The 21,662-nt window shown below is 69.9% G+C and carries 28 protein-coding genes; 13 read left to right on the top strand and 15 right to left on the bottom strand.

Annotated features, from left to right (window positions below; all coding sequences use genetic code 11):
• Positions 1–84 precede the first annotated feature (84 nt).
• The 8 genes from sctT to ACEN9Q_RS16380 are packed head-to-tail and all read right to left on the bottom strand — an operon-like array spanning position 85 to position 5,759.
• On the bottom strand, positions 85–915 hold the full coding sequence (gene sctT / locus ACEN9Q_RS16345; protein WP_495625309.1) for a type III secretion system export apparatus subunit SctT: 831 nt from the start codon (positions 913–915) through the stop codon (positions 85–87).
• A complete protein-coding gene (locus ACEN9Q_RS16350) occupies positions 912–1,409 on the bottom strand; it encodes a hypothetical protein (RefSeq protein ID WP_495625310.1) in 498 nt (165 codons plus the stop codon). The genes sctT and ACEN9Q_RS16350 overlap by 4 nt, the downstream gene beginning before the upstream one ends.
• On the bottom strand, positions 1,406–2,728 hold the full coding sequence (sctN, locus tag ACEN9Q_RS16355) for a type III secretion system ATPase SctN (protein WP_082547721.1): 1,323 nt from the start codon (positions 2,726–2,728) through the stop codon (positions 1,406–1,408). Before sctN ends, ACEN9Q_RS16350 begins: the two co-directional genes overlap by 4 nt.
• Positions 2,725–3,501, bottom strand: coding sequence for a type III secretion system stator protein SctL (sctL, locus tag ACEN9Q_RS16360; protein ID WP_495625311.1), 777 nt, complete (start codon positions 3,499–3,501; stop codon positions 2,725–2,727). The genes sctN and sctL overlap by 4 nt, the downstream gene beginning before the upstream one ends.
• Positions 3,498–4,106, bottom strand: a complete 609-nt coding sequence (locus ACEN9Q_RS16365; protein ID WP_495625312.1) for a type III secretion protein HrpB4 — start codon at positions 4,104–4,106, stop codon at positions 3,498–3,500. The genes sctL and ACEN9Q_RS16365 overlap by 4 nt, the downstream gene beginning before the upstream one ends.
• Positions 4,103–4,870 (bottom strand): type III secretion system inner membrane ring lipoprotein SctJ, encoded by a 768-nt coding sequence (gene sctJ, locus ACEN9Q_RS16370; protein ID WP_495625313.1) that lies wholly within the window; start codon positions 4,868–4,870, stop codon positions 4,103–4,105. The genes ACEN9Q_RS16365 and sctJ overlap by 4 nt, the downstream gene beginning before the upstream one ends.
• A 1-nt stretch (position 4,871) precedes the next feature.
• Positions 4,872–5,279 (bottom strand): hypothetical protein, encoded by a 408-nt coding sequence (locus ACEN9Q_RS16375; protein WP_056436730.1) that lies wholly within the window; start codon positions 5,277–5,279, stop codon positions 4,872–4,874.
• A gap of 9 nt (positions 5,280–5,288) precedes the next feature.
• Entirely contained in the window at positions 5,289–5,759 is a 471-nt protein-coding gene (locus ACEN9Q_RS16380; protein WP_495625314.1) for an HrpB1 family type III secretion system apparatus protein, read from the bottom strand.
• A gap of 212 nt (positions 5,760–5,971) precedes the next feature.
• Between ACEN9Q_RS16380 and sctU the strand changes: the two genes are divergently transcribed.
• The 13 genes from sctU to ACEN9Q_RS16445 all read left to right on the top strand — a co-directional run bounded on the left by sctU (position 5,972) and on the right by ACEN9Q_RS16445 (position 14,721).
• On the top strand, positions 5,972–7,024 hold the full coding sequence (gene sctU, locus ACEN9Q_RS16385; RefSeq protein ID WP_056436736.1) for a type III secretion system export apparatus subunit SctU: 1,053 nt from the start codon (positions 5,972–5,974) through the stop codon (positions 7,022–7,024).
• Between the two features lie 14 nt (positions 7,025–7,038).
• Positions 7,039–8,955: an FHIPEP family type III secretion protein gene (locus tag ACEN9Q_RS16390; protein ID WP_495625315.1), complete on the top strand. Its 1,917-nt coding sequence runs from the start codon at positions 7,039–7,041 to the stop codon at positions 8,953–8,955.
• Between the two features lie 12 nt (positions 8,956–8,967).
• A complete protein-coding gene (gene sctP, locus ACEN9Q_RS16395; protein ID WP_495625316.1) occupies positions 8,968–9,585 on the top strand; it encodes a type III secretion system protein SctP in 618 nt (205 codons plus the stop codon).
• Positions 9,586–9,593: 8 nt separating this feature from the next.
• Positions 9,594–10,637, top strand: a complete 1,044-nt coding sequence (gene sctQ / locus ACEN9Q_RS16400; RefSeq protein ID WP_495625317.1) for a type III secretion system cytoplasmic ring protein SctQ — start codon at positions 9,594–9,596, stop codon at positions 10,635–10,637.
• Positions 10,621–11,268, top strand: a complete 648-nt coding sequence (gene sctR, locus ACEN9Q_RS16405) for a type III secretion system export apparatus subunit SctR (RefSeq protein WP_056436747.1) — start codon at positions 10,621–10,623, stop codon at positions 11,266–11,268. The genes sctQ and sctR overlap by 17 nt, the downstream gene beginning before the upstream one ends.
• A gap of 4 nt (positions 11,269–11,272) precedes the next feature.
• Positions 11,273–11,533, top strand: coding sequence for a type III secretion system export apparatus subunit SctS (sctS, locus tag ACEN9Q_RS16410; protein ID WP_056436750.1), 261 nt, complete (start codon positions 11,273–11,275; stop codon positions 11,531–11,533).
• The gene (locus ACEN9Q_RS16415; RefSeq protein ID WP_495625318.1) at positions 11,512–12,066 is read left to right on the top strand and encodes a hypothetical protein; all 555 of its coding nucleotides are present in this window, start codon (positions 11,512–11,514) and stop codon (positions 12,064–12,066) included. The genes sctS and ACEN9Q_RS16415 overlap by 22 nt, the downstream gene beginning before the upstream one ends.
• On the top strand, positions 12,060–12,377 hold the full coding sequence (locus tag ACEN9Q_RS16420; protein ID WP_495625319.1) for a hypothetical protein: 318 nt from the start codon (positions 12,060–12,062) through the stop codon (positions 12,375–12,377). Before ACEN9Q_RS16415 ends, ACEN9Q_RS16420 begins: the two co-directional genes overlap by 7 nt.
• 43 nt (positions 12,378–12,420) lie before the next feature.
• Positions 12,421–13,404, top strand: a complete 984-nt coding sequence (gene hrpD5, locus ACEN9Q_RS16425) for an HrpD5 family protein (RefSeq protein WP_495625320.1) — start codon at positions 12,421–12,423, stop codon at positions 13,402–13,404.
• A gap of 9 nt (positions 13,405–13,413) precedes the next feature.
• A complete protein-coding gene (locus tag ACEN9Q_RS16430) occupies positions 13,414–13,647 on the top strand; it encodes a hypothetical protein (protein WP_056436761.1) in 234 nt (77 codons plus the stop codon).
• 101 nt (positions 13,648–13,748) lie between these two features.
• Positions 13,749–13,898, top strand: coding sequence for a hypothetical protein (locus ACEN9Q_RS16435; protein ID WP_200958257.1), 150 nt, complete (start codon positions 13,749–13,751; stop codon positions 13,896–13,898).
• Between the two features lie 102 nt (positions 13,899–14,000).
• Entirely contained in the window at positions 14,001–14,456 is a 456-nt protein-coding gene (locus tag ACEN9Q_RS16440) for a CesT family type III secretion system chaperone (protein ID WP_056436764.1), read from the top strand.
• Positions 14,457–14,502: 46 nt separating this feature from the next.
• Positions 14,503–14,721 carry a hypothetical protein gene (locus ACEN9Q_RS16445; RefSeq protein ID WP_495625321.1) on the top strand — a complete coding sequence of 73 codons (219 nt, stop codon included), beginning with the start codon at positions 14,503–14,505 and terminating at the stop codon, positions 14,719–14,721.
• A 44-nt stretch (positions 14,722–14,765) separates the two neighbouring features.
• On the opposite strand, the gene ACEN9Q_RS16450 is transcribed toward ACEN9Q_RS16445, so the two are convergent.
• The 7 genes from ACEN9Q_RS16450 to ACEN9Q_RS16480 all read right to left on the bottom strand — a co-directional run bounded on the left by ACEN9Q_RS16450 (position 14,766) and on the right by ACEN9Q_RS16480 (position 21,657).
• Positions 14,766–15,749, bottom strand: a complete 984-nt coding sequence (locus ACEN9Q_RS16450) for a pectate lyase (protein WP_495625322.1) — start codon at positions 15,747–15,749, stop codon at positions 14,766–14,768.
• Positions 15,750–15,864: 115 nt separating this feature from the next.
• Positions 15,865–16,959, bottom strand: coding sequence for a type IV pilus twitching motility protein PilT (locus ACEN9Q_RS16455; RefSeq protein WP_056436773.1), 1,095 nt, complete (start codon positions 16,957–16,959; stop codon positions 15,865–15,867).
• Positions 16,960–17,038: 79 nt separating this feature from the next.
• Entirely contained in the window at positions 17,039–18,814 is a 1,776-nt protein-coding gene (locus ACEN9Q_RS16460) for a type III effector protein (protein ID WP_495625323.1), read from the bottom strand.
• Positions 18,815–18,882: 68 nt separating this feature from the next.
• Positions 18,883–19,332, bottom strand: coding sequence for a lytic transglycosylase domain-containing protein (locus ACEN9Q_RS16465; RefSeq protein ID WP_495625324.1), 450 nt, complete (start codon positions 19,330–19,332; stop codon positions 18,883–18,885).
• Positions 19,329–20,600, bottom strand: coding sequence for a shufflon system plasmid conjugative transfer pilus tip adhesin PilV (gene pilV / locus ACEN9Q_RS16470; RefSeq protein WP_495625325.1), 1,272 nt, complete (start codon positions 20,598–20,600; stop codon positions 19,329–19,331). Before pilV ends, ACEN9Q_RS16465 begins: the two co-directional genes overlap by 4 nt.
• A gap of 10 nt (positions 20,601–20,610) precedes the next feature.
• Positions 20,611–21,102: a type IV pilus biogenesis protein PilM gene (gene pilM / locus ACEN9Q_RS16475; protein WP_495625326.1), complete on the bottom strand. Its 492-nt coding sequence runs from the start codon at positions 21,100–21,102 to the stop codon at positions 20,611–20,613.
• Between the two features lie 9 nt (positions 21,103–21,111).
• Positions 21,112–21,657 carry a type 4 pilus major pilin gene (locus ACEN9Q_RS16480; RefSeq protein WP_495625327.1) on the bottom strand — a complete coding sequence of 182 codons (546 nt, stop codon included), beginning with the start codon at positions 21,655–21,657 and terminating at the stop codon, positions 21,112–21,114.
• Between the last annotated feature and the right edge of the window lie 5 nt (positions 21,658–21,662).

Raw genomic sequence — 21,662 nt, forward strand, 5'->3', positions numbered from 1 at the left:
CCCGGCGACAAGATCATGGTAAGCGCGATACGCCTCGACAAATCTCAACAAACCGCAGCGCAAATCACAACAAACCTCAACTCCTCACTGCCCGGGCGCGCCGAGCATGCCCTTCGCCAGCTGGGAGCCGAGATCGCCCAGCAGCACGTCGCCCACGACCTGCGACGCGAACACGGCCACCAGCGCGATCAGCATGACCATGCCGATCATGCCGCGCAACGGCTGGCTCAGTGCGTTCGGCTCGAGCTTGTCGGCCGAGCGGGCCATGATGCCGAGGCCGACGTCGACCAGCACCAGTACGAGCATCACCGGCGTGCCCAGCTTGGCGAGCGCGGTCCACACGGTGTCGGTGCGACCGATCAGGAACGCCTCGGCCGTACTGGCCAGCGTGGGCAGCATCACCTGCGGCGGCCACCATTTGTACGACTGGAACAGCGCGCCGAGCAGGAAGCTCATGCCGCCGCCGACATAGAACAGCGTCGTCACCAGTTGCAGCAGCAGGTTCGAGACCGGGGTGCTCTGTTCGCCGCGCAGCGGATCGGTCATCTGGATGTTGTTGAACCCGGCCATGTCGTCGATCAGCGTGCCGACGCTTTGCGCGATCCAGAACACCGGCGCGGCCGCGAAGCCGAACGCCAGGCCAAGGAAGGCCTCCTTGCAGGCCAGTACGATCAGCATCGCGCTGCCGGCCGTCTCGAACGCCTGCGGCGACTGCCCGGACGCGACGAAGAAGGTGAGCACGTAGACGACGCCGTTGCGCACGGTGCCCGGCAACGCGCTGTCGCCGGTGGCCGGCAGCACGATGAAGGCCACCATGATGCGGATGCCGGTGAGCAGCACCAGCACGATCAGCGTGTGGTAGGCGCCGTACCAGTCCATCAGGGCCCGGAGCCAGGCGTGGGTATCGTAGGTCATCGTTTGCTCGCATAACGTCGGGCCAGCAGGTTGTCCACCGCTTCCTCGTCGGCGGCCAGTTCGGCGGCGTGGGCAGCGGCGCGGCGCACCTCGTCCAGCCTGGCCCGGCACCGGTCGAGCGCCGCGCCGGCGCGCGCCAGCCGGGCTTCCGCGGCGCGCACCCTTTCCTGGTGGCGCTCCACGGCGCCGGCCGCCTTCTGCTCTTCCTTGCGGGCCGCGTCGAGCGCGTCCTTGAGCGCCACGCGCCAGTTTTCGTGGCGCACGTAGTCGGGCACCGACAGCGCGGCGGCACCGCGGAAGCGCGCGGCCATGCCGTCGGCGTGGGTGCCGCAACGCGCCTGGGCCTGCTCCACCTCGCGCCGCGCCGCGTCGCGGGCGGCCTCGCGCTCGGCCAGCGCGCGCCGGTCGCGCGCGGCTTCTTCCTCGATGCGCTCGCGGCGCCGGGTCTTGGCGGCGACGATCGCCCGCCACTTGCCGATGGCCGCCGCGCTCATTGCGGTGCGAACCCGGCGACGAATTCGTGGGTGTCCGCGCCGTCCGCGAAGTCGTCGGTGCGCTGGTTGAGGAAGTCGTCGAGCGGGTCGTGCTGCGCGATCGCCTCGTCGGTCAGCGGGTCCGTGCCCTGCTGGTATTCCCCCATCTGCAGCAGCAGCTCGACGTCGTCGTACTTCGCCAGCAGCTTGCGCACGTGCCCGGCGCCGGCGCAGTGCTCGGGCGTGGCGACCAGGGTCATGACCCGGCTCAGGCTGTGCAGCACGTCGATGGCCGGATAGCGGTTGCGCGCCGCCACCTTGCGCGACAACACCATGTGCCCGTCGAGGATGCCGCGCACTTCCTCGCTGACGGGGTCGTTGCCCTCCTCGTCCTCGGCCAGCACCGTATAAAAGGCGGTAATGGAACCGTCCGGCCCCATGCCGGCCCGCTCGAGCAGGCGCGGCAGTTCGGCGAAGACCGACGGCGGAAAGCCGCGCCGGGTGGGCGGCTCGCCGGCCGCCAGGCCGATTTCGCGCTGCGCGCGGGCGAAGCGGGTCAGCGAATCCATCATCAGCAGCACGCGCAGGCCGCAGTCGCGGAAGTACTCGGCGATGGCGGTGCCGACGTGCGCCGCCTTGGCGCGCTCGATGGCGGAGCGGTCGGACGTGGCGCACACGACCACGCTGCGCGCCATGCCGTCCTCGCCCAGGATCAGTTCGATGAATTCGCGCACCTCGCGGCCCCGTTCGCCGATCAGGACGATCACGTTGACGTCGCAGGCCGCGCCGCGCGCCAGCATGCCGAGCAGGGTGCTCTTGCCGACGCCGGCCGGCGCGAAGATGCCGAAGCGCTGGCCTTCGCCGACCGTCAGCAGGCCGTCGATGACGCGCACGCCGGTATCCAGCGGCGTGTCGACCATGCGCCGCGTCAGCGGATCGGGCGCGGCGGCCATCACGGGGCGCAGCAGCGCGTCCGGCGGCAGCGGCGTACCGTCGATCGGCTGGCCGAGCCCGTCGAGCACGCGCCCCAGGAGCGCTTCGCCCACCGGCACCGACAGCGGGCGGCCCAGGCCTACCACGCGGGTCGCGCGCGACAGGCCGGTCACGTCGCCGAACGGCGCGAGCAGCGCGAACTGGCGCGTGAAACCGACCACCTCGGCGCGCTGCAGCAGGGTGCCGTGCGCGTCGCGCAGTTCGCACAGTTCGCCCAGCATGACGTCGATGCCGCCGACCTTCAGCAGCGTGCCGACGGCTTCGACCACTTTGCCGTGCCGGACGACCGCCGCGGCGTTATCGAGCGCGCCGCCCAGCGCGTCGAGGAAGGCGATGGCGTCGTTCATGGCGTGTCCCAATCGGCGCCGCCGTACGCAGCTTCGTCTTCTTCCTCGTCTTCCTCTTCCTCTTCCTCTTCCTCGCCCACCTCGGCGGCGTCCACGTCGAGCGCCGCGCCGCCGGCCCTGAGCGCGCCGACGGCCCGTTCGAGCGCGTCCAGCAGCAGCGGCAGGCCGCCGGTCACGATGCCATGGTCCCATTCGCACACGCAGCTGCCCGCTTCCGCGTCGGGATCGGCGGTCACCGCCGGGTTCAGCTGCCAGCGGTGCGCCGCGCACACGGCGCCGAACGCCCGGGTCGCGGCGGCGACGTCTTCCGGCGCCACGCGGACCGACAGGTACGAGGCATCGTCGAGGTGGCGCGACAGGTCGGCGCCGATGCGCGCGAACAGGGCCTCGCTGTCGGCGTCGCCCAGCGCGCGCGCGACCGTGCGCAGCACGACGTCGGCGATGCGGTCGCGCAGCGCCAGCAGCGCATCATGCCCGTCCTCCGCGCCGCGCAGCATGGTTTCCTGCGCCGCTTCCAGCGCGCGCGCCCGTCCGGCCTCGTAGCCGCGCTGCTCCGCCGTGTCGTACTCGGCACGCGCCGCCTCCATCATCCGCACGGCCTCGGCGCGCGCCGCTTGCCGGAGCGCCTCGGCTTCCTCTTCGGCGGCGGCGATCAGCTCTTCCACCTGCCGGCGGCACTGCTCGGCGGCGCCGTCGAGGGCGACCAGGCCGGCCATGTCGCCGGCACGCAGGACATCCTGTCCAACGCCGATCCCGCCACGCGGCGATCTCAACCAAATAACCATGTGAACTCCGGAAAAATCAGCGCGGCGTCCGCCAGGAAAGGCGTGCTCGCGCCGGTTGTGGCGGGGCGCGCGTCCGCTGCGCCCTGCAGGGTCAAGGCAACCAGCCGCGCCGCGACGTCCAGGGTCAACGCCCCGTCCGCGACGAGCATCGCGTGGCCGCCGGCGGCCAGCGCATCGGCCCCGTCGGGCGGCGCCGCGCCGGCGCCGGGCGCCTGCAGGCCGAGCCGCACCAGCGTGTCGAAAGCCTGTTCGCCGACCGCGCCGGCGAGCAGCCGCCGCTGCGCGCCGGATACGATGCGCCGCAGCGCGCCGCGCGCGGGATACAGGCGCAAGGCGGACAGCACGCGCCGCAACGCGTCCTCGTCGAGCAGGGCCAGGCGGTTGGCGTGCGGGGCGAAGCTGCTCAGGGGCGCCGGGGCACCCAGCCAGTCGGCGCGCGCGCCATACCAGGGTCGTTCCGCGCCGGACGGCACGGGCACGCCCAGGCGGCGGCAGGCGCGTTCGCCCAGCGCGGCCGCCAGCGCCGCCACCCGCCGCTCGTAGGCGGCCAGCCAGCCGGCCAGGCGTTCCGGCGGCAGCGGCACGGAGTTCATACGGCGTGGGTCCCGGAACGCTTGAGCACGCGCTGGACGGCCCCATTGAGCGAGATGCCGAAGCGGCGCGCCAGCAGCGCCAGCGCGGCGGCCAGCGCAAGCAGGCCGAGCGCGGCGCCACCCCAGCGCCAGGCCGCGGAGCCCTTGTTCGACTCGCGCAAGGCCTCCGGCGCCGCCATGCCCTGCACCATCGTGACGCTGACGTTGTCGTAGGTGAGCCCCTCGACCGCGTGCACCACCAGGTTCTTCAGGTTGGGCGTGAGCGTTGCCACGTCCGTGCCCGGCAGGTACTGGATGAAGACCGCCGCCGACGACGGCTTGACCGTGGCGGCCAGCGGATCGTTGTTCGGCAGGACGATCTGCACGCTGGCATAGGCCACGCCGTCGATGCGCGACAGGACCTCCGACAGCTGCTGCGACACGCCGTAGATGAAGCGCACGCGTTCCTCGGTGGGCGTCGAGATCAGGCCGTCCTTCTTGAACATGTCGCCCAGGTTCTGGAAGCGCTGGTGCGGCAGCCCGTGCGCGCGCAGCACGTCCATCGCGCGGGCGAACTGGTCGCCGTCGATCTCCACGTTCCAGGTCTTGCCGCCGTCGTCGGACTGCTTCGAGGCGTCGACCTGGGCGTCGAGCAGCACCGCCAGCATCTCGTTGGCGTCGCGCTCGGGCAGGTGCGCGAACAGCTGCTTGCTGCAACCGCTCAGCAGCAAGGCCGTGGCGCAGGCCAGCACGCCGGCCTTCAGCACTTTCACATGGGTGGCCATATCACTGGTTCTTCATCAAAGTCTGCACCGACGTCTTGACGCCCTGGGCCACCATCTGGCCGCCGTACATCTTGCACGCCATCTGCGCCGCCTCGAACTGGATCTTCGTGGTGGCGCCAACAAGTTCCTGCTGCGACATGAAGGGCGCCTCGGCGGCGAACCGGTCGACCCGCCCGCCGAATTCGGCGAAGGCCTGGTCCTGGCGCGTGACGGCCTCGGTCATCGCCGACGGGCCATGCGCGCGCGACGCCTCCGGGGGCGCCAGGCGCGCGGCGTCCAGCTTGCTGCGGAACAGGTCGACCAGTTCGCTGGCGGGCTGCGCGCGCGGGCCCGCCGGGGTTGCCGGCTGCGGCGCGGACGGCGGCGCCAGGGTGGAGATCGGCGGCAGGGGCTGGATGGGGATCGTCATGGCGGGCTCCTAGGCACGCAGGTGGCGCTGCTGCATCATCTTCTGCAATTCGGCGAGGTCGACCGGCGCCTCGGCGCTGGCAGCGGCGCGGCGCGTGCTGGCCTTGCCCAGCAGCGCATTGACGATGTCGACGGAATCCTGGTCCTCGTTGCGGTTGATGACGTCGTTGGCGTACGAGCGCCACGACGGATCCTGCAGCCCGTACAGCGCCACGGCCAGGAGGGCGCTGACGTAGGGGCCGAACGCGCCGCGCAGGGGGCGCTGTTCGAGGTCGCGCAGGTAGCGCAGGGCGCCGGCGAAGTCGTGGCGGCGGATCAGCATCCAGGCGTCGTAGGCGTGCAGCTCGACGAAATTCGGACGCAGGATGTGCAAGGCGGTCAGGACCCGTTCGGACTGCTCGAGATGGCCATGCTTGGCGCCGAACATCAAGACCTCGATCAACGCCGCTATCAGGCGGTTACTGCATTGGGACACGGGCATGGTTCGCTCCTGTTGGGTGGGCCGCACGGCGCGGCATGACCGACACCTTACCGGCCGGCCGGCCGTTCCCGCGGGCCGGAGCCGAAATCCCCGCGCGCCAAACGAAGACCCGCCTTCGCCGCGCCGGACTTCGCATGCGCCGCCGCCGCTTCGCGCGGCCGCCGGCCGGCCGCGCCGCGGCGCCGACAATGCCGATCGGAAGGGGGGACGCCATGTCCGACGAAAAAACCGAACAACCCAGCGACAAGAAGCTGCGCGACGCGCGCCGCGACGGCGAGACGAGCAAGAGTACCGACCTGCCGTTCGCCGCGATCCTGCTGTGCGCCTGGCTGGGCTTCTCGCTCGCCGGCGGGCGCATGGCAGAACAACTGCGCCTGCTGCTCCTCGACGGACTCGACGTCAAGCGCGCGCAAAACGACCTGCGCGTGGCCGACGCGCTCGTCGCCGCGGCCACCCACGGGCTGATCCTGGTGCTGCCGGTCGTGGCCGTCGCGGCGCTCGCCGCGGTGGGCGCGCTGGTCGCCCAGGTCGGCCTGCAGACGTCGTTCAAGCCGCTGGAACTCAAGTTCGACGCCATCAACCCGGCGTCGGGCCTGAAGCGCATCTTTTCGCTGCGTTCCCTGATCGACCTGCTCAAGTCGGTGCTCAAGGCCCTCTTGATCGGCGCCGTGCTGTACCGCACCGGCATGCTGCTGGTGCCGCTGGTGCTCGGGGTGGTGTACCAGCCGGTCGGCGGCCTGGCCGACGTCGCCTGGGGCGTGCTGTGCAAGGTATTCGGCGTGGCCGGCGTGCTGTACGCGATCGTCGGCGTGGCCGACTACGGCATCCAGCACTGGCTGTTCGTGCGCGACCACAAGATGAGCAAGGACGAGGTCAAGCGCGAGAACAAGGATTCCGAGGGCGACCCGCACATCAAGAACGAGCGCCGCAAGCTCGGGCGCGAATTCGCCAACGCCGCGCCGAACGAACCGGTGGCCAACGCCAACGTGGTGGTCGTCAACCCGACCCACTATGCGGTGGCGCTGCGCTACGACCCCGGCGAGACGGGCCTGCCGCGCGTGATCGCCAAGGGCGTCGACGGCGACGCCAGGGTGATCCGCGAGCAGGCCATGCGCTTCGGCGTGCCGATCGTCGGCAACCCGCCGCTGGCGCGCGCGCTGTACCTCGTGGCGGTCAACGATGCCATTCCGGAACCGCTGTTCGATTCGGTCGCCGCCGTGCTGGCGTGGGTCGAGGACATGCGGGCCCCGAGCCCCAACCCATGACAAAGAGGACGCCCATGAAATCATTCCGCCTGAACGACCTGGGAGGGGAAGTCTCGATCGCCGTGCTCATCGTCGCGGTGATCGCCCTGATGATCCTGCCGCTGCCGACCGTCCTGATCGACGGCCTGCTGGCGCTCAACATCACGATCAGCGTGCTGCTGCTGATGGTCACGCTGTACATCCCGAACGCGACGTCGCTGTATTCGTTCCCGTCGCTGCTGCTGTTCACCACGCTGTTCCGGCTGTCGCTGAACATCGCGTCCACCAAGTCGATCCTGCTGCACGCCGAGGCGGGCCACATCATCGAAAGCTTCGGCGAGCTGGTCGTCGGCGGCAACCTGGTCGTCGGCCTCGTGGTGTTCCTGATCATCGCCATCGTCCAGTTCATCGTCATCGCCAAGGGGTCGGAACGGGTGGCCGAGGTCGGCGCCCGCTTCACGCTGGACGCGATGCCGGGCAAGCAGATGAGCATCGATGCCGACGTACGCGCCGGCAACCTGACCGCCGAGGAGGCGCAGCGCCGCCGCACCATGCTGTCGATCGAGAGCCAGCTGCACGGCGGCATGGACGGTGCCATGAAGTTCGTCAAGGGCGATGCCATCGCCGGGCTGGTGATCACCATGGTCAACATCGTGGCCGGCATCGTCATCGGCGTCACCTATCACAGCATGTCGGCGGCCGAAGCGGCCGACCGCTTCGCCGTGCTGTCGGTGGGCGACGCGATGGTGTCGCAGATTCCCTCGCTGCTGATTTCCGTCGCGGCCGGCGTGCTCATCACCCGGGTGTCCGACGAACACAGCAAGCCGCGTTCGCTCGGCACGGAGATCGTCAAGCAGCTGGGCACCAATTCGCGCGCCCTGTACAGCGCGGCGGCCATGCTGCTCGGCTTCGCGCTCGTGCCGGGCTTCCCGTGGCCGATGTTCCTCGTGCTCGCGGCCGCGCTGTTCGCCGGCGCGCGCATCATGGGCAAGCGGGTCCTCGACCGCGAACCGGCCGCCGGCCCGGAACTGTCCGCGCTGCGCGCCGACGGCGCCAAGGGCCAGGCGCCGACCATCGGCGCGCAGGCGCCGGCATTCTCCGCGCCGCTGTCCGTGCGCCTCTCCCCCGCGCTCGCGCAGCGCCTCGATACCGCCGAACTGAACCGCGCATTCAACATCGCCCGCACCGCGCTGGTCGACGAACTGGGCCTGCCGTTCCCGCGCGCCGCCGTGTGGACGGCCGACGCCCTCGCCGGCCTGGCGTACGAGATCATGCTGCACGACGTCCCGCAGCCGGCGACCGAATTGCCGGCCCGGCCCGAGCGTCCCGAACGCGCGCTGGCCGACGCCGTGGGCGCGGCGGTGCGGGCGCATGCCCACCTGTTCATCGGCGTCCAGGAAACCCAGTGGATCCTCGACCGGGTCGGGACCGAGTATCCGGGCCTCGTCGCGGAAGTCCAGAAAGTCATGCCGGTGCTGCGCATCGCCGAGGTCCTCAAGCGCCTGCTCGAGGAACACGTCCCGATCCGCAACCAGCGCGCCATCCTCGAGAGCCTCGTGAACTGGGGCGCCAAGGAAAAGGACCTGCTGCTGCTCACCGAATACGTGCGCGGCGACCTCGGCCGCTTCATTGCCCACCGCGCCGCCGGCGGCGGCCAGCTGGCGGCGATCGTGCTGGACGTCGAAGTCGAGCAGACCATCCGCCAGGCGATCAAGCAGACCCCGGCCGGCAATTACCTGACTCTGGAACCGCAGCAGATCGACCAGTTGCTGGCGTCGCTGGAACACCTCGTCGGCGCCAATCCGCCGCCGAATCTCGCGGTCGTCACGTCGATGGACATCCGGCGCTATTTCCGCCGCATGATCGCGCAGCGGCTGCACTGGCTGCAGGTGTATTCGTTCCAGGAACTGGGCGACATCGACCTGCGCCCCGTCGGCCAGCTCGGCCTGTAACGGGAGGCCCCGATGACCCGCATCCGCTCGCCGCGCGAACTGCGCATCGTGGTGGCGCAACCGCCGGCCGCCGGCACGCGCTTCGGCCAGCTGCTCGACCAGGCGCGCCAGGCGCTGGACCCGCCGGACCGGGGCGCGCCCGCCGGCGACGACGGCGCGCGCGACGACGGCGACGAGGCAGGCCAGGAACGCCACGGCGGCGACGGCCATGCGCCGGACCGTGTCGGCGCCCTGCCTCCGCCGCCGCGCCCGCGGGTGCCCGGCGCCGCGCGCGACGTCTCGACCCGCGCCATCGGCGCACGGCTCGTCGCCCACTGCGCCCGCGCCGCCGAGGCCGAGCTGGTGGCCGATCACCTGGCCGAACGCATCGCCCGCTTCTGCACCAGCCCAGCGCTGGAGCACGCGGGCGGGCGCTGGGAGGTCGTGGTCGAACTCGACCCGGCCATCCTGCCGCACACCCGGCTCCACCTGCTGCTTTCGGACGGCACGCTAGCGCTTCGCTTCGACGCCCGCGACGCCCGGGCCCGCCAGCTAATCTGTGACCACGGCAGCGCATTGCGCAGCCGACTTGAAGCTCACCTTGAAGCGCGCCCCGGCGCGCGCATCACGGTCCATGTGGAAGTGAACTGAGGAAGCCCATGCAAACCACAACGGCAACCATTGCGCTCGCGGACAGGCTGCGCCACTACACGCCGGCGCTGGCCGGCCTGGCGCGCGCCCTGTACGACGCCCGCGGCGCGCTGCACGGGAGCGTGCGGGCCGTGCCCGCCGGGCAGCCGCGCACCGGCAAGACGGCGCAGCTGACCATCGCCAGCGGCCAGGGCGAGTTGCACGTGCACGTCGAGGCCGGCGCCGCCTTCGAGGCGATCGCCCTCGAACCGGAGGCAGCGTGCCGCGCCGCGGTGGCCAGCCTGTACCTGGCGGGCCCGCTGGAAGCGCTGGCGCGCCATGGCATGACGCGGCCTGCCGTGCAGGACCTGCGCCTGGCCGCGCCGCCGGCCGGCCGCACCGGCGTGCTGCACCTCGAATACGACCACGATGGCGCCACCGCCACGGCCACCGTGGCCGCGGTGTCCGGCACGCTGGCCGCCGCGCTGGCGGAGCGCATCGGTCCGCGCGGCCGCGCCGCCCTGCCCCCGGCGCTGGCCACGCTCACCCTGCCGACCACGCTGCGCCTGCGCACCCGCCACGCCACGCCCGCGCTGCTGCGCACCTTGCGCGCGGGCGACGTGCTGCTCGGCTGGCCGGCCGCACCCGGCCTCGCGCCGCACGCGACACTCGACCGGGCGACCCTGCTGTGGGGCGCCGCCAACGGTCACGCCGTCCATGCGCGCGCGCGCATCGATTCCCGCAACGTCATCCTGGAAAGCCATCCCGCCACCATGAGCCACGATCCCGACCTGTCCCTGCGCGCCGCGCCGGACGCCGCCTCCACCCCGATCGACGTCAGCGACGTCGAACTGCCGGTCCACATCGAAGTGGTGACGGTGAACCTGCCGATCGGGCAGATCGCCGCCCTGCAGCCGGGCTATCTCCTCACCCTGCCGGTCGCGCTGGCCGACGCCGAGATCCGCCTGGTGGCGCACGGCCAGACCCTGGCCTTCGGGGAGCTCGTCGCCATCGGCGACCAGCTCGGCCTGCACATCCGCCGTATCGCGAGCGCCGATGAACGCCGCGCCTGACGTCGGCTCGCTGCTGATCGCCGCGCTCGCGCTCGCGGTCCTGCCGTTCGTGGCGATGGTGGTCACGTCCTACACCAAGATCGTGGTCGTGCTGGGCCTGCTGCGCAATGCGCTCGGGCTGCAAGGCGTGCCGCCCAACTCGGTCCTCAACGGCGTCGCCCTGATCGTGACGTGCTTCGTGATGGCGCCGGTCGGCATGGACGCCATGCACCGCGCCCACCTGTCCGGCGAAGGCGCGGCCGGGGCCCAGGTCATGCCGCTGCTCGACGCCGGGCGCGAGCCGTTCCGCGCCTTCCTGCAAGCCCATGCGACGGCGCGCGAGAAGGCGTTCTTCCTGCGTTCGGCGCGCCAGATCTGGCCGCCGGCGCGCGCGGCCGAACTCAAGGACGACGACCTGATCGTGCTGGCGCCGGCGTTCATCCTGAGCGAGCTGACCGCCGCCTTCAAGATCGGTTTCCTGCTGTACCTGTCGTTCATCGTGATCGACCTCGTCGTCGCAAACGTGCTGATGGCGCTCGGCCTGTCGCAGGTCAGTCCGACGAACGTGGCGATCCCGTTCAAGCTGCTGCTGTTCGTCTCGCTCGACGGCTGGTCGATGCTGGTCCACGGCCTGATCTCCACCTACAAGTGACGTCATGGAATACGATAACCTCACCCACCTGACCGCCCAGGCACTGAAGCTGTGCCTGATGGTGTCCCTGCCGGCCGTCGCCGTGGCCGCGCTCACGGGCCTCGCCGTCGCCTTCCTGCAGGCGATCACGTCGCTGCAGGACTCGAGCATTTCGCAAAGCGTGAAGCTGGTGATCGTCACCGTCGCCATCATGGTCAGCGCGCCCTGGGGCGGCATGGCGGTGCTCAGCTTCGCGCGCAGCCTGTGGGAGGTCATGTTCGTATGAGCATCCCGCGCATCGGCGGCGGCTGGCTGCCGTCCCTCCCCGCCGCGCCGGACACGCCCCGGCCGGCCACCCAGACCGACCAGCCGGCGGCGCAGGAGCCGCTGCCGCTGCTGCCGCACCTGCGCCGCCACGGGCCCGGCCTGGCGGCCCGGCGCCGCGCGGCCAGCCGCAAGAAGCGCGACGCCGACAATCCGCACGGCGCCGATCCCGGCGCCGAAAGCGAAGACCTGCTCATGATGCTCGAGCAGCACCTGCTGCACGACGACCGCCAGGTGGCGCAGACCGGCGAACGCAACGCGCGCGACCAGCAGTCGTCGTCGCAGGGGCGCGACCCCGGCGGCGCCGGCGGCTTCGGCCGGCAGCAGGCCGCCGCCGATGCCGGGCCGCGCACCGCCCCCGCTGGACGATGCGCGCGGTGGCGCGTCCGGCGCGCGACGACAACCGCCTGCTCGCCCAGTGGCGGGCCGCGGCCACGGCCAAGGACTCCCGGGCCCGCGCCGAACGCGCGCTGCTGGCGCTGCCCGCGGTGGTGAAGCGCGCCGCGGCGCCGGGCGCGGGCCCGGCCGCCAGCCCGACTTACCCGATCCTCGCCATCGTGCGCGCATTCCTCGCGATCCCGGAGACCGAGCGCACGCGTCCCGCCACGCTGGCGGACGTGCGCGACCGCCTGCTGGCCGCGGCCAGGCCGGCCGGCGCGGGACGCCCGCCGTCGGACGCCGAGGAGTCCATCAACCTGCTGCTGCCGATCGTCCTGCTGAACCTGGGGCGCCACCGGACACGCGAAGGCCGCGCGCTCGGCATGTCCGCGCTCGCCGCTTTGATCCGCCGCGGCCGCGGCTGGTGATCCGGCTGCCGCAACCGCATCACACTGAATAGGAGATTCGTTCATGACCAAAGAACTTCGCATCCTGACCGGCTTCCACGCCGGCGCCCGGATACAGTTGAATCCAGCGACGATGTCGATCGGTGCGGAAACGACGGCCGACATCCTGATCCAGGACTGGAACGAGGGCACCATGCAACTGGCAACCGACACGCAAGACCGGGTAACGATCGCCGCCGCGGGCACGGCCGGCGCCCCGTCGACGCTGGACGATTTCACGCCACGCCGCTTCGGCGACGTGGTGCTGTGCGCCGGACCGTCCGACGCGCCGTGGCCGTCGGACGTGCAGCTGCTCGAAACGATGCTCGCCGCGCCGGCCGCCGCCGATGCCGATGCCGCCACGGACAAACCTGTGCGCGTACCGCCCGCCCCGCGTGCCTCGTGGACGCGTACCGGGCTGGTGGCGATGCTGGTCGGCTCGGTCGGCGCCGGCGCCCTGGCGCTGGCCGTGGGCAAGACGTCGCAGGCGGCCACGCATCCGCTCGCCCGGGTCGGCATCGCCGACGTGCGGGGCGCGCTCGACCGCCTGCAGGAACCCGGCATCGAGCTGCGCGAGCAGCCGGACGGCTTCGTCGCCAGCGGCATCGTGGCGAACGCCGCGGCGGCCCGCAAGGCGCACGCCAGCCTGCGCAGCGTCGCCGGCAGCCGCCTGCGCTGGCAGGTCAAGCCGGCCGACGACATCGCCCGCGAACTGGCCGAATCGCTGCACGAGCCGCACGTCACGGTGCGCTACGCCGGCGCCGCGCGCTTCGAGGTGGCCGGCACGGCGCGCCAGCCCGCCGCGGTGCGCGACGTGGTCGAGCGCTTCCGCAACGACATGGCGCCGCTGGCGCTCACGGTCGGCGTGAAGGTCGAGCGAATCGACGAACTGGCCGTCGCGGGCAAGGTCGATTCGGCCCTGCATGCGGACAGCGTGCGCTACATCGAATCGAGCGACGGCACCAAGAACTTCCTGGCCGACGCTTCCGGCAACACCACCTTGCAATAGGAGACCGCAATGTACGAAGTCATGACCGAAGCATTGATCGACGTGCTCGACGACCTGCCCCAGGCGGGCACCCAGGCCAGGCGCCACCACGAGGTCCGCGCCGCGGCGCAGGCCCTCGACAGCCTGGCCGACGCCTGCGCCGCGCGCTCGACCGACACGGCGAGCACCGAAGCCCAGGCCGGGCGCGCGGTGGCCGATGGATTCCGCGCCGCGGCCCAGTTGTGCCGCCTGGCGATCCAGTAGTTCCGCCAGCCATGTGCCAAGCGCACGGCCGGCAAACCAGCGTGTGCGGCAATACCGCACACATATCCAGCAGTAATCCACTTACTTTCAGGAGAAACATCATGGCAGACGCACCCGTCACTCTGAACACCGGCGCCCAGATCGCAGCGATCGAGGCCGCCGCCGCAGCCGAAAATGCGATCAACCTGGCCACCCTGCATGCCAAGATCAGCACCATGGGCCTGAAGGCGGCCAAGGACATCGTCCAGTAAGGTCGACGGCGCGCCATCGGGCCGCGCATGGCGCGCCGGCCGGGAGCCGCAACCCGCTCCCGGCCGGCTTTTTTTATTTCACCGGTGCGACGGAAAAGAACGATGAGCCTCGAACGACGCGATCAACTGATCCACGAAATCTGCGCGCTGCGCGACGTGCCCGGCGCCGACGAGGTGCTCGCGCGCGGCGTGCTCGACATCGACAGCTTCGACGTGGCGATCGACCATTTCGAGGAAGACGGCGACGCGGTGTACGTGACGTTCCAGTACGGCGTCGTCACGGCGGGCCGGACGCTGCGGGTGTTCCGCCTGCTGCTCGAAGCCAACCTGGCCGTCTACGCCCAGGACCAGGCGCAGCTCGGCCTGGAAGTCGACACCGGCGCCATCGTCCTGATTGCCCGCGTGGCACTCAACGAGGAGGTCGACGGCAAGTGGCTGCTCGCCATGATCGAGCACTACGTCGAACACGGGCGCTACTGGCGCGACAACATCTTCAAGGCGCGCGACGACATGTTCGAGAACCTCGCACGCGGCGACTACGTCTGGCTGCGCGCATGAGCCGCCTTTCCCCTCCACCGGCAACCGACACTTTCAGGAGAACGACATGACATCCACGAGCAGGACCGGGAGCAAACCGCCTTCGCCGCCGGAGAAGACCGACAAGACGAAGGACAAGAGCAAGGACAAAGACAAGGACAAGGCCGACCAGGACGCCCTGGACCAGGCCATCGGCACGCTCGGCATCATGATGCTGCAGAAGGTCCTGCAAGGCGCCAAGCGGCGCCGCGCCGAAATGAACGAAGACGATCCCGACGCCTTCTGATCCCGCCCGGCACGGGCGACGCTGCCGCGCCGCCCGCTTCCACCTCACCCCGAATATGGCTTGTACGAGACCTTGCCGGTGCCACTGATCCGCGCGGCATCCGGCGTCAGTGCATCCACCTTCATGCCGCCATCGTCGATGCCCGAGAAACTGGCGCTCGACGTCTTCGAATCGGTGCGGAACAGCGATTCCTTGACGTTCTCGAACGTCGAATCCTCCACCGTCAGCTTCGTCGTGATCGGCTGGCCGCCGTTCGTGCGGAACACCTTGCCGGCGCCGTTGACGTAGACGTTCCTCATCAGCACCTCGGCGTCGCCATTGTCCTGCACCACCTTGTCGGAACCGTTGTAGAACGAACTGTTCGTGATGACGACCTGCGCCGGCCCTTTCGGAATGTCGTCGACCGACATCCCGGACAGCTTCGCGTCGTGGATGCGGTTCTTCGCGCCGTCGATCGTGATGGCATCCTCGCCGATGTCGCGGTTGACGACGTGGTCGAGGTTGGCGCTGCCGATCAGGTGGATGCCGTCGGCGCCCGAGTACTGGACGTTCTTCAGCGTCGCCCCCGGTTCGAGGATGAACACCGGCTGCTGGTGCTCGCCCTGGGAACCGTCGCCGAGCGCCTTCGTCGGCCGGTAGTACTTGCCGCCGCCGTCGAAGGTCTCGCCGGCCTTCACGATGATGGGCTTGTCGACGTCGACGACGCCGGTCGGCTTCGGCATCGGCTGGCCGCGTTCCGGCCTGGCGCCGTCGGGCACGTGGGTGTGCACCGGCGGCCGGGACGTCTTCTTCCGCTTGGTTTCAGGTTCGCCGTCCGCATCGTTATAGGGCGCCGCCGGCACACTGGCCGTGCGCTTGGGCCGGTGTTCGTGGTCGTCGTCCCTGGCCTGCTGCTTCAGCTTGACGGACAAGTGGTCGAGCCGCCTGACCCATTCGTCCGTCTGCTGCTGCGGGGACGGCCCGGCCGGGGGCTTGGGGAAGTCGGGAAAACTCTGTGGGGGATAATGGGCATGCACGCACGTGCTCATGTCGGTACCTGTACGGTTGGTTGAGGGAGGGTCCCTCTACAGGATGACGGCACATGCGCCGCCGGCGGGCGGGGCCGGCGAAGCGGCGCGCCCGCGTGCGAAGCGGGCGCGGGTGTCAGCGCTTGGCGTTGACCATCTCGTGCAGCTCGAGACGGTTGTAGGCGGCGCGCATGGCATCCTTGACGTTGACCGCCTTCTTCGCGATCAGCTGGGCCAGGACGTCGTTCAGGCTGCGCGACATGCTGTCTTCCTTGCGGCGCATGAAGTCGGCGATCAGGTGCAGCTTGCCGGGGTCGGCGACGTACTGCGCCACCTGCTGGTTGTTGTTGAACACCATTTCGTAGGCGAGCACGACGTCGTCGCCCTGCTCGGTCGGCAGCAGGGTCTGGAAAACCACCGCGACCAGCGAATTCGACAGCGCGGCCGCGCGCTGCTCGCGCTGCTCGGCGGGGAAGAAACCCAGCAGCTTGGAGATCGCGCTGACGGCGCTGTTCGTGTGCATCGTCGCGAGCACGAGGTGGCCGGATTCGCCCGCGTGCAGGACGGTGTCGGCGGTGTCGAAATCGCGGATCTCGCCCACCATCAGGACGTCCGGCTTCTGGCGCAGCGCCTCGCGCAGGCCGGACGAGAACGTGGCCGTGTCGGTCGGGACTTCCTTTTGCGAGACGATCGACTGCTTGCGCCGCAGCTGATATTCGATCGGCTCTTCGATCGTGATGATGTGGGCGCTGCGCGTCGCGTTGATCTGGTCGAGCATCGAGGCGATCGTCGTCGTCTTGCCCGAGCCGGTCGGCCCCGTGATCAGGATGACGCCGCGCGTCGCCTCGAGCACGGTCTTGACGTAATGCGGCAGGCCCGTGTGCTCCAGCGCGATGGGCCGCAGCGGCAGGCGCCGGATCGAGATGGTGGTCTTCGAGCCGGACGAGGAGCGGAACACGTTGCAGCGCAGCCGGTAGTCGGTGAGGATGAACGGCCGGTCGATCGCGCTTTCGACGATCTTGTCCTCCCAATCCTCGTCGATGGCGTTCAGCACGGGCAGCATGTCCTCGAGCGTGACCGGTTCGGTGCCGACCTGGCGCCACCCGCGCGGCGACTTGATCATCACGGGCATGTCCTGCTCGATATGAATATCCGAGAAGCTCTGGCCGGAATTGACGAGGGAGATCAGCTCCTCCAGTAATTCACGGGATATCGAAAAATCGTCGGACATGGTGCACCTGGGTAATGTAGGACTTGTTCGAGTATAGCGCGGCTGCCTTTTACTGACCAGTCATCCGGCGCCGCCGAACTCAGCGCCGCAACCCCACCAGCCCCGTGAACCGGTTGATGGCCATCCTGTACAGGCCCGGATCCGCATGGTAGCCCATGCCCGGCGGACCGGACGTGCGCGGCGGACGCAGTTCCGTCCCGCCGTCGGGCAGGGTTTTGGTCCGGTCGTAGGCGCTCAGGCCCAGCTTCAGGCGCACGAGTCCTGGCGATTTGAAGCCCAGCCCCTTCATGCGCCCCATCAGGCTCTTGCGCGAACGCTCCGCATAGTCGAGCGTGATGGCGATGCCGCGCGGCTTGGCGTAGTCATAGCCCAGCTTGCCGTCCTTGATGGCATGCCTGGCCTGGGTCTCGTTCGGCAGCTGTGGATCGAACAGGATCAGCGGCGCCGGGTCGTTCAGTTTCACGCGGCTCTCGACCGCGGCGGCGAACAGTTGCGCGCTCGCGCCGCCCATCGATCCGCCGGCGATGAAGTCGAATTTCACGTTGCGCCCCTTGCCGTAGGCGTCTTCGACCGCTTTCGCCACCAGCACGGCCGCCTCGTGGTTCGCCTTGAACACCTTGCCCACCGACTGGCCGATGCTGCTGAAGGCCTGGCCGACGTCGCGCATGTTCTGCGTGCCGCCGAACATCACGCGCACCTCGAGCCGCTGGTTGCCGTGCTCATCCGTACCGATTTTTTCATCCCAGACCATGTGCGCGACGTGGGCCGCACGTACCAGCTTTTCCCGCTCGCCCTCGGGCAGCAGGCTGAACAGGCGCGACGTGCGTATCGTCGCGTCCATGTAGTGCCGGGAAGTCAGTTCCGTGCGGGCGGGCCGGTAGGTCATCGGCATCTGCCGGGCGAGCTGATCCGCGAACACGTCGGCGCTGCCGCCCTGCGCGCGGAGGCACGCCACGTACTCGATCCGGTATTCCTTGTCGTCGGTCCGGAGGATCGGCGACAGCGCTTCGGCAAAGCGCGCCGCCAGTCGTTGCACGGCAATGAAGCTGGCCGAGTCCGGCTGGGACGCGAGCGGCTCGCCTTCCTGGTCGGCCCGGTTCGCGAAATGCACCTGCAACATGTTCACCGTCTTCCCGTCGGGGCCGGTGACCTGGCGCTCGCCGATGAAGCAATTGGCCGCCCGGGCCGCCCGCGACAGGGACGCCAGCACGTCGGGCGGCATCCCTCTGCCGAATTGCGTCCGGCCGATCGACGCGCTGTCCGGCATGGGCGGATCGAGATCCAGCGGTGCGCGCAGCAACTTGCCCGCGGCTTTCAGTTGCGCATCCCGCTCGCGGCCCGGCGCGGCGGCGGGTCCCATGCCGAGCGCTTCCGTGATCTGCGACACCTGCTGGTCGTCCAGGCGATGCATCGACGTCAGCGTGTCCGCCATGCAGTCGATCTTCGGCCCCGGCGCCAGTTTGCCGAACGTCTTCGGGCGCGCGGCCGGCGCGGCCTCCGTGCGCACGGGCGCGGGCGCAGGTGCGGACGCGGACGCGGCACGCGCTTCGTCATCCGCCCGCATCAGGTCCGCCAGCGTCGGATGCTCCGGCGCGCGCATCAGTTGCGCCAGCGTGACCCGCGCCGGCTCCGGCGCCTGCGCCTGCGCGTGGCGGGCGCTGAACTGTTCCAGTCGCTGCAACGGCGCCTGCACGGGCGCCGCCGGCGGCGGCGTCCTGGGGCGCCGGCCCAGCGCCGGCAGGGAGAATCCGAACGTACGCCTGGGCGCGCGGCTGGTCTCGGGCCTGGCATTGGACGCAGTCTCGGCAACCGGGCTGTCGCTGACCGGCGCCACTGTCGATGAAATCGTTTTCATATCAACTTCCAAGGTCATGCGCGCAGCCGCGCGGACGTCTCAACAATGATGTATGCGGCGCAAACCGATCAACGCTGGGCCTCGATGGCCGCGCGCGGCAGGTTGCGATAGACCTTTTGCGCATAGGCGATGCGCAGCTTGGGCTTGCCGGCGTTGTAGGCGCCGACGGCCGTCCATGAATTGCCCAGTTGCTGCATCTTCCCCGACAGTATCCACGCCCCGACCTCGATATTCGTGCAGGCATCCATCAGCTCGGCCTCACCGATGCCGTACTGGCGCAGGGTCGGCAGCCAGCTGCTGTTGATCTGCATGAGCCCGATATCGTAGGAACCGTTCTTGTTTTTTGGACCGATCGCGGCGGGGTTCAGGTTCGATTCCGTCTTGGCGATGGCGTACAGCAGGTAGGGGTTCACGCCGTAGCGCGCGCCGGCATCGTCCCAGCACGCGTGCGCATGGCCGCACGCGAGCACGCACGCGAGCACGGCCGCCGCCCGGCCCGGTGTGAAGGTGCCGCTCATGGGGTCAACGTTCCATTCGAATATTTAAAGACGTTGTCCGGTGGCTGGCACGACAGCAGGAAGCCGTTGGCATCTTTCTTGAACGAGCCGATGTTGTACGTGGTGCTGCCGTCCGGATTCAGGATATTGCAGGGCGTGCCCGGCGCGATGGCGTCGTTGAGATACAGCGTGGGGCCCTCCATCCAGTTCCTGCCGACCACCCAGTTGCTGGCGATTCCGCCGTTCGTCGAGGAGATCGTCTTGTCCGCCGTGATCGTGCCGGCCGTGACGATGGCCGTGGCCGTGTCTACCGTGTCCGCGTACACCGTCGCGGGAACGCGCAGGTTGCCGCTCTCGTCGACCGCCAGCGCCACCCACGCGCTGCCGCTGTAGGTGAAGCCGCGGTTCAGCGCGGTGACCATGCGCACGTCGCCGGCCGTATTGCCCGTCGTGGGCAGGTCGGCGAAATTGGCCACCGGCGCCTTCCACGTCGACGCCGCCTGCCACAGGCCGTCGGCCCCGCAGGTCACCACCGTCCGGCTCGCGCTGTCGATCGCGATCGCCGCCGCGCTGCCGCAGGCCGTGCCCGGCGTCACGAGCGCGGCCCCGGCGAATCCCAGCGCCGTGTTCATCTGGTTCAGTTGCGGGCGTCCCGGCACGGTGTCGCGGTAGAGGAAATCGGTCGACAACTGGCCCGGCCCGTCGTAGAACAGGCCCGACACGAGGTGGCCGCCGTCGTGGGCGGCGGCGCCGTCCAGCACCGTCGTGCCGGCGCACGCCACGCCCTGGTATGCCGTGGTGACAAGTTCCCAGGACGATCCGCGCGCGATGCCGGGCTGCGCGGCGCTGACGTAGCCGCCGCCCTGCCCCGCCATCATGGCCACCGCCGCGATGGCGCGGTCCGGTATCGCGCTGCCGCCGTAGCCGGCCACCAGCGCGTCGAGCCGGCCCGGCGTGGGCTGGCGCACGAGCACGCAGGCCGATTGCCCGTAAGGATTGGTCGCGGCGAAGCCGGCCGGCAGGAAGCCCGCCGTTTTCAGTTGGGCGACGGTGACGGCCGTCAAGGCCCCCCCGCCCGTGCCGGCGACGAGGTCGCTGTAATTCGCCGCGACATACCTGGACGCGGCCGCCACGACCTGGGCCTGCTGCAGGGCCGTTTGCTGTTCCTTCAGTTCGTCGATCGAATCGCCGATCATGCTGGACAGGCCGACCAGCAGCACCGACGCGATGGCGAGTGCCGCCAGGACTTCGACCAGGGTCATGCCGCGCTGCCGCCGCATCGTGTTCATCGTTCGTTCCTCAATCGCAATGCGCCAGCCACACCGGCGCGCCGTCCGGGATCACGGCATCGCCAAGCGGCGGCAGCGCGATGCGCGTCCCGTCCACCGGCGACGCCAGGGTGTGGTCGGCCGCACGGTAGATGCCGACGTTGAGTGAGTTGCGCGACAGCGCCAGCAGTTCCGCGACGATCGGCCGCGTGCCCGCCGCGGCGGGGAAGATGTAGATCCGGCCCGCGCCGTCGCGGTAATTCATCCAGGCCGCCGTGGGAGCGGTCGCCAGCTTCGACCACGCCGGCAGAACGCCCGCCAGCTTCAGGTCGGCCAGGCTCACGCTGGTATCGGTGACGTCGTTCGCCTTGAACCAGGCCATCACCGCTTCCCGGTAGATCCCCATGCTCCCGGCATCCTCGCTGGCCTGCTGCCGGACCACGGCCTCGCGTCCGCGTTCGGCCGGCCAGCCGTACCAGCCACCGAGCGCGGCCACGAAGACCACGATCAGGACAGCCCACATTTAATCAGCTCAGTCCGCAATGAACGCGACCGTATTCGTCGCCGCAGCGCACAGCTTCGCGGCGCTGGCCGCGGCGGCGGGAAACACGGTGATCGGATTGTTTCCGGCGCCGTCGTCAATCTGGGTCCAGCCGGTCGCACCGCTGACGATGTTCATGCACACATCCTGCGGCACCGACGCATAGGTGATCTTGAAGGTTCCCGCGTCCACCTTCGCTATCGTTACCGCGCCGCCCCACGTGTTTTTAATGGCATTGTTGGCGTCGACCGTCAGCGTGCCGGGGATGGCCTTCGCCGTGACCATGTTGGCCAGCATGGTGGCATCGTCATAGGACTGCCCCGCATACATCTTGCGCACATTGGTGCGCAGGCCCGTGATCTCTTCCGTGGTCTGGTTCGACCGCGCACTGCCGAACGCGTTCTGCAGCAGCGATACCGCGGCCAGCACGACGAGGGCGGCGACGCCCAGGTAGGCGATGGCTTCCAGCAGCGAGGCGCCGCGCTGGCGATGCAGGCTGGCGAGGCGGGCACGGCGTTGGGGCAAGGTAGCAGGCATGTCGT

The organism is Massilia sp. Masssp93 (genome assembly GCF_059491295.1).

Bases quoted from the DNA above. Each gene is read 5' to 3' on its own strand.
- ACEN9Q_RS16380 (WP_495625314.1), bottom strand. From the start codon at position 5,759: ATGCCCGTGTCCCAATGCAGTAACCGCCTGATAGCGGCGTTGATCGAG.
- sctU (WP_056436736.1), top strand. From the start codon at position 5,972: ATGTCCGACGAAAAAACCGAACAACCCAGCGACAAGAAGCTGCGCGAC.
- ACEN9Q_RS16350 (WP_495625310.1), bottom strand. From the start codon at position 1,409: ATGAGCGCGGCGGCCATCGGCAAGTGGCGGGCGATCGTCGCCGCCAAG.
- hrpD5 (WP_495625320.1), top strand. From the start codon at position 12,421: ATGACCAAAGAACTTCGCATCCTGACCGGCTTCCACGCCGGCGCCCGG.
- ACEN9Q_RS16455 (WP_056436773.1), bottom strand. From the start codon at position 16,959: ATGTCCGACGATTTTTCGATATCCCGTGAATTACTGGAGGAGCTGATC.
- sctP (WP_495625316.1), top strand. From the start codon at position 8,968: ATGACCCGCATCCGCTCGCCGCGCGAACTGCGCATCGTGGTGGCGCAA.
- ACEN9Q_RS16480 (WP_495625327.1), bottom strand. From the start codon at position 21,657: ATGCCTGCTACCTTGCCCCAACGCCGTGCCCGCCTCGCCAGCCTGCAT.
- ACEN9Q_RS16440 (WP_056436764.1), top strand. From the start codon at position 14,001: ATGAGCCTCGAACGACGCGATCAACTGATCCACGAAATCTGCGCGCTG.
- ACEN9Q_RS16450 (WP_495625322.1), bottom strand. From the start codon at position 15,749: ATGAGCACGTGCGTGCATGCCCATTATCCCCCACAGAGTTTTCCCGAC.
- ACEN9Q_RS16365 (WP_495625312.1), bottom strand. From the start codon at position 4,106: ATGAACTCCGTGCCGCTGCCGCCGGAACGCCTGGCCGGCTGGCTGGCC.
- sctT (WP_495625309.1), bottom strand. From the start codon at position 915: ATGACCTACGATACCCACGCCTGGCTCCGGGCCCTGATGGACTGGTAC.
- pilV (WP_495625325.1), bottom strand. From the start codon at position 20,600: ATGAACACGATGCGGCGGCAGCGCGGCATGACCCTGGTCGAAGTCCTG.
- ACEN9Q_RS16460 (WP_495625323.1), bottom strand. From the start codon at position 18,814: ATGAAAACGATTTCATCGACAGTGGCGCCGGTCAGCGACAGCCCGGTT.
- ACEN9Q_RS16430 (WP_056436761.1), top strand. From the start codon at position 13,414: ATGTACGAAGTCATGACCGAAGCATTGATCGACGTGCTCGACGACCTG.
- ACEN9Q_RS16435 (WP_200958257.1), top strand. From the start codon at position 13,749: ATGGCAGACGCACCCGTCACTCTGAACACCGGCGCCCAGATCGCAGCG.
- sctR (WP_056436747.1), top strand. From the start codon at position 10,621: ATGAACGCCGCGCCTGACGTCGGCTCGCTGCTGATCGCCGCGCTCGCG.
- sctJ (WP_495625313.1), bottom strand. From the start codon at position 4,870: ATGGCCACCCATGTGAAAGTGCTGAAGGCCGGCGTGCTGGCCTGCGCC.
- sctQ (WP_495625317.1), top strand. From the start codon at position 9,594: ATGCAAACCACAACGGCAACCATTGCGCTCGCGGACAGGCTGCGCCAC.
- sctN (WP_082547721.1), bottom strand. From the start codon at position 2,728: ATGAACGACGCCATCGCCTTCCTCGACGCGCTGGGCGGCGCGCTCGAT.
- sctS (WP_056436750.1), top strand. From the start codon at position 11,273: ATGGAATACGATAACCTCACCCACCTGACCGCCCAGGCACTGAAGCTG.
- ACEN9Q_RS16390 (WP_495625315.1), top strand. From the start codon at position 7,039: ATGAAATCATTCCGCCTGAACGACCTGGGAGGGGAAGTCTCGATCGCC.
- ACEN9Q_RS16465 (WP_495625324.1), bottom strand. From the start codon at position 19,332: ATGAGCGGCACCTTCACACCGGGCCGGGCGGCGGCCGTGCTCGCGTGC.
- pilM (WP_495625326.1), bottom strand. From the start codon at position 21,102: ATGTGGGCTGTCCTGATCGTGGTCTTCGTGGCCGCGCTCGGTGGCTGG.
- ACEN9Q_RS16375 (WP_056436730.1), bottom strand. From the start codon at position 5,279: ATGACGATCCCCATCCAGCCCCTGCCGCCGATCTCCACCCTGGCGCCG.
- ACEN9Q_RS16445 (WP_495625321.1), top strand. From the start codon at position 14,503: ATGACATCCACGAGCAGGACCGGGAGCAAACCGCCTTCGCCGCCGGAG.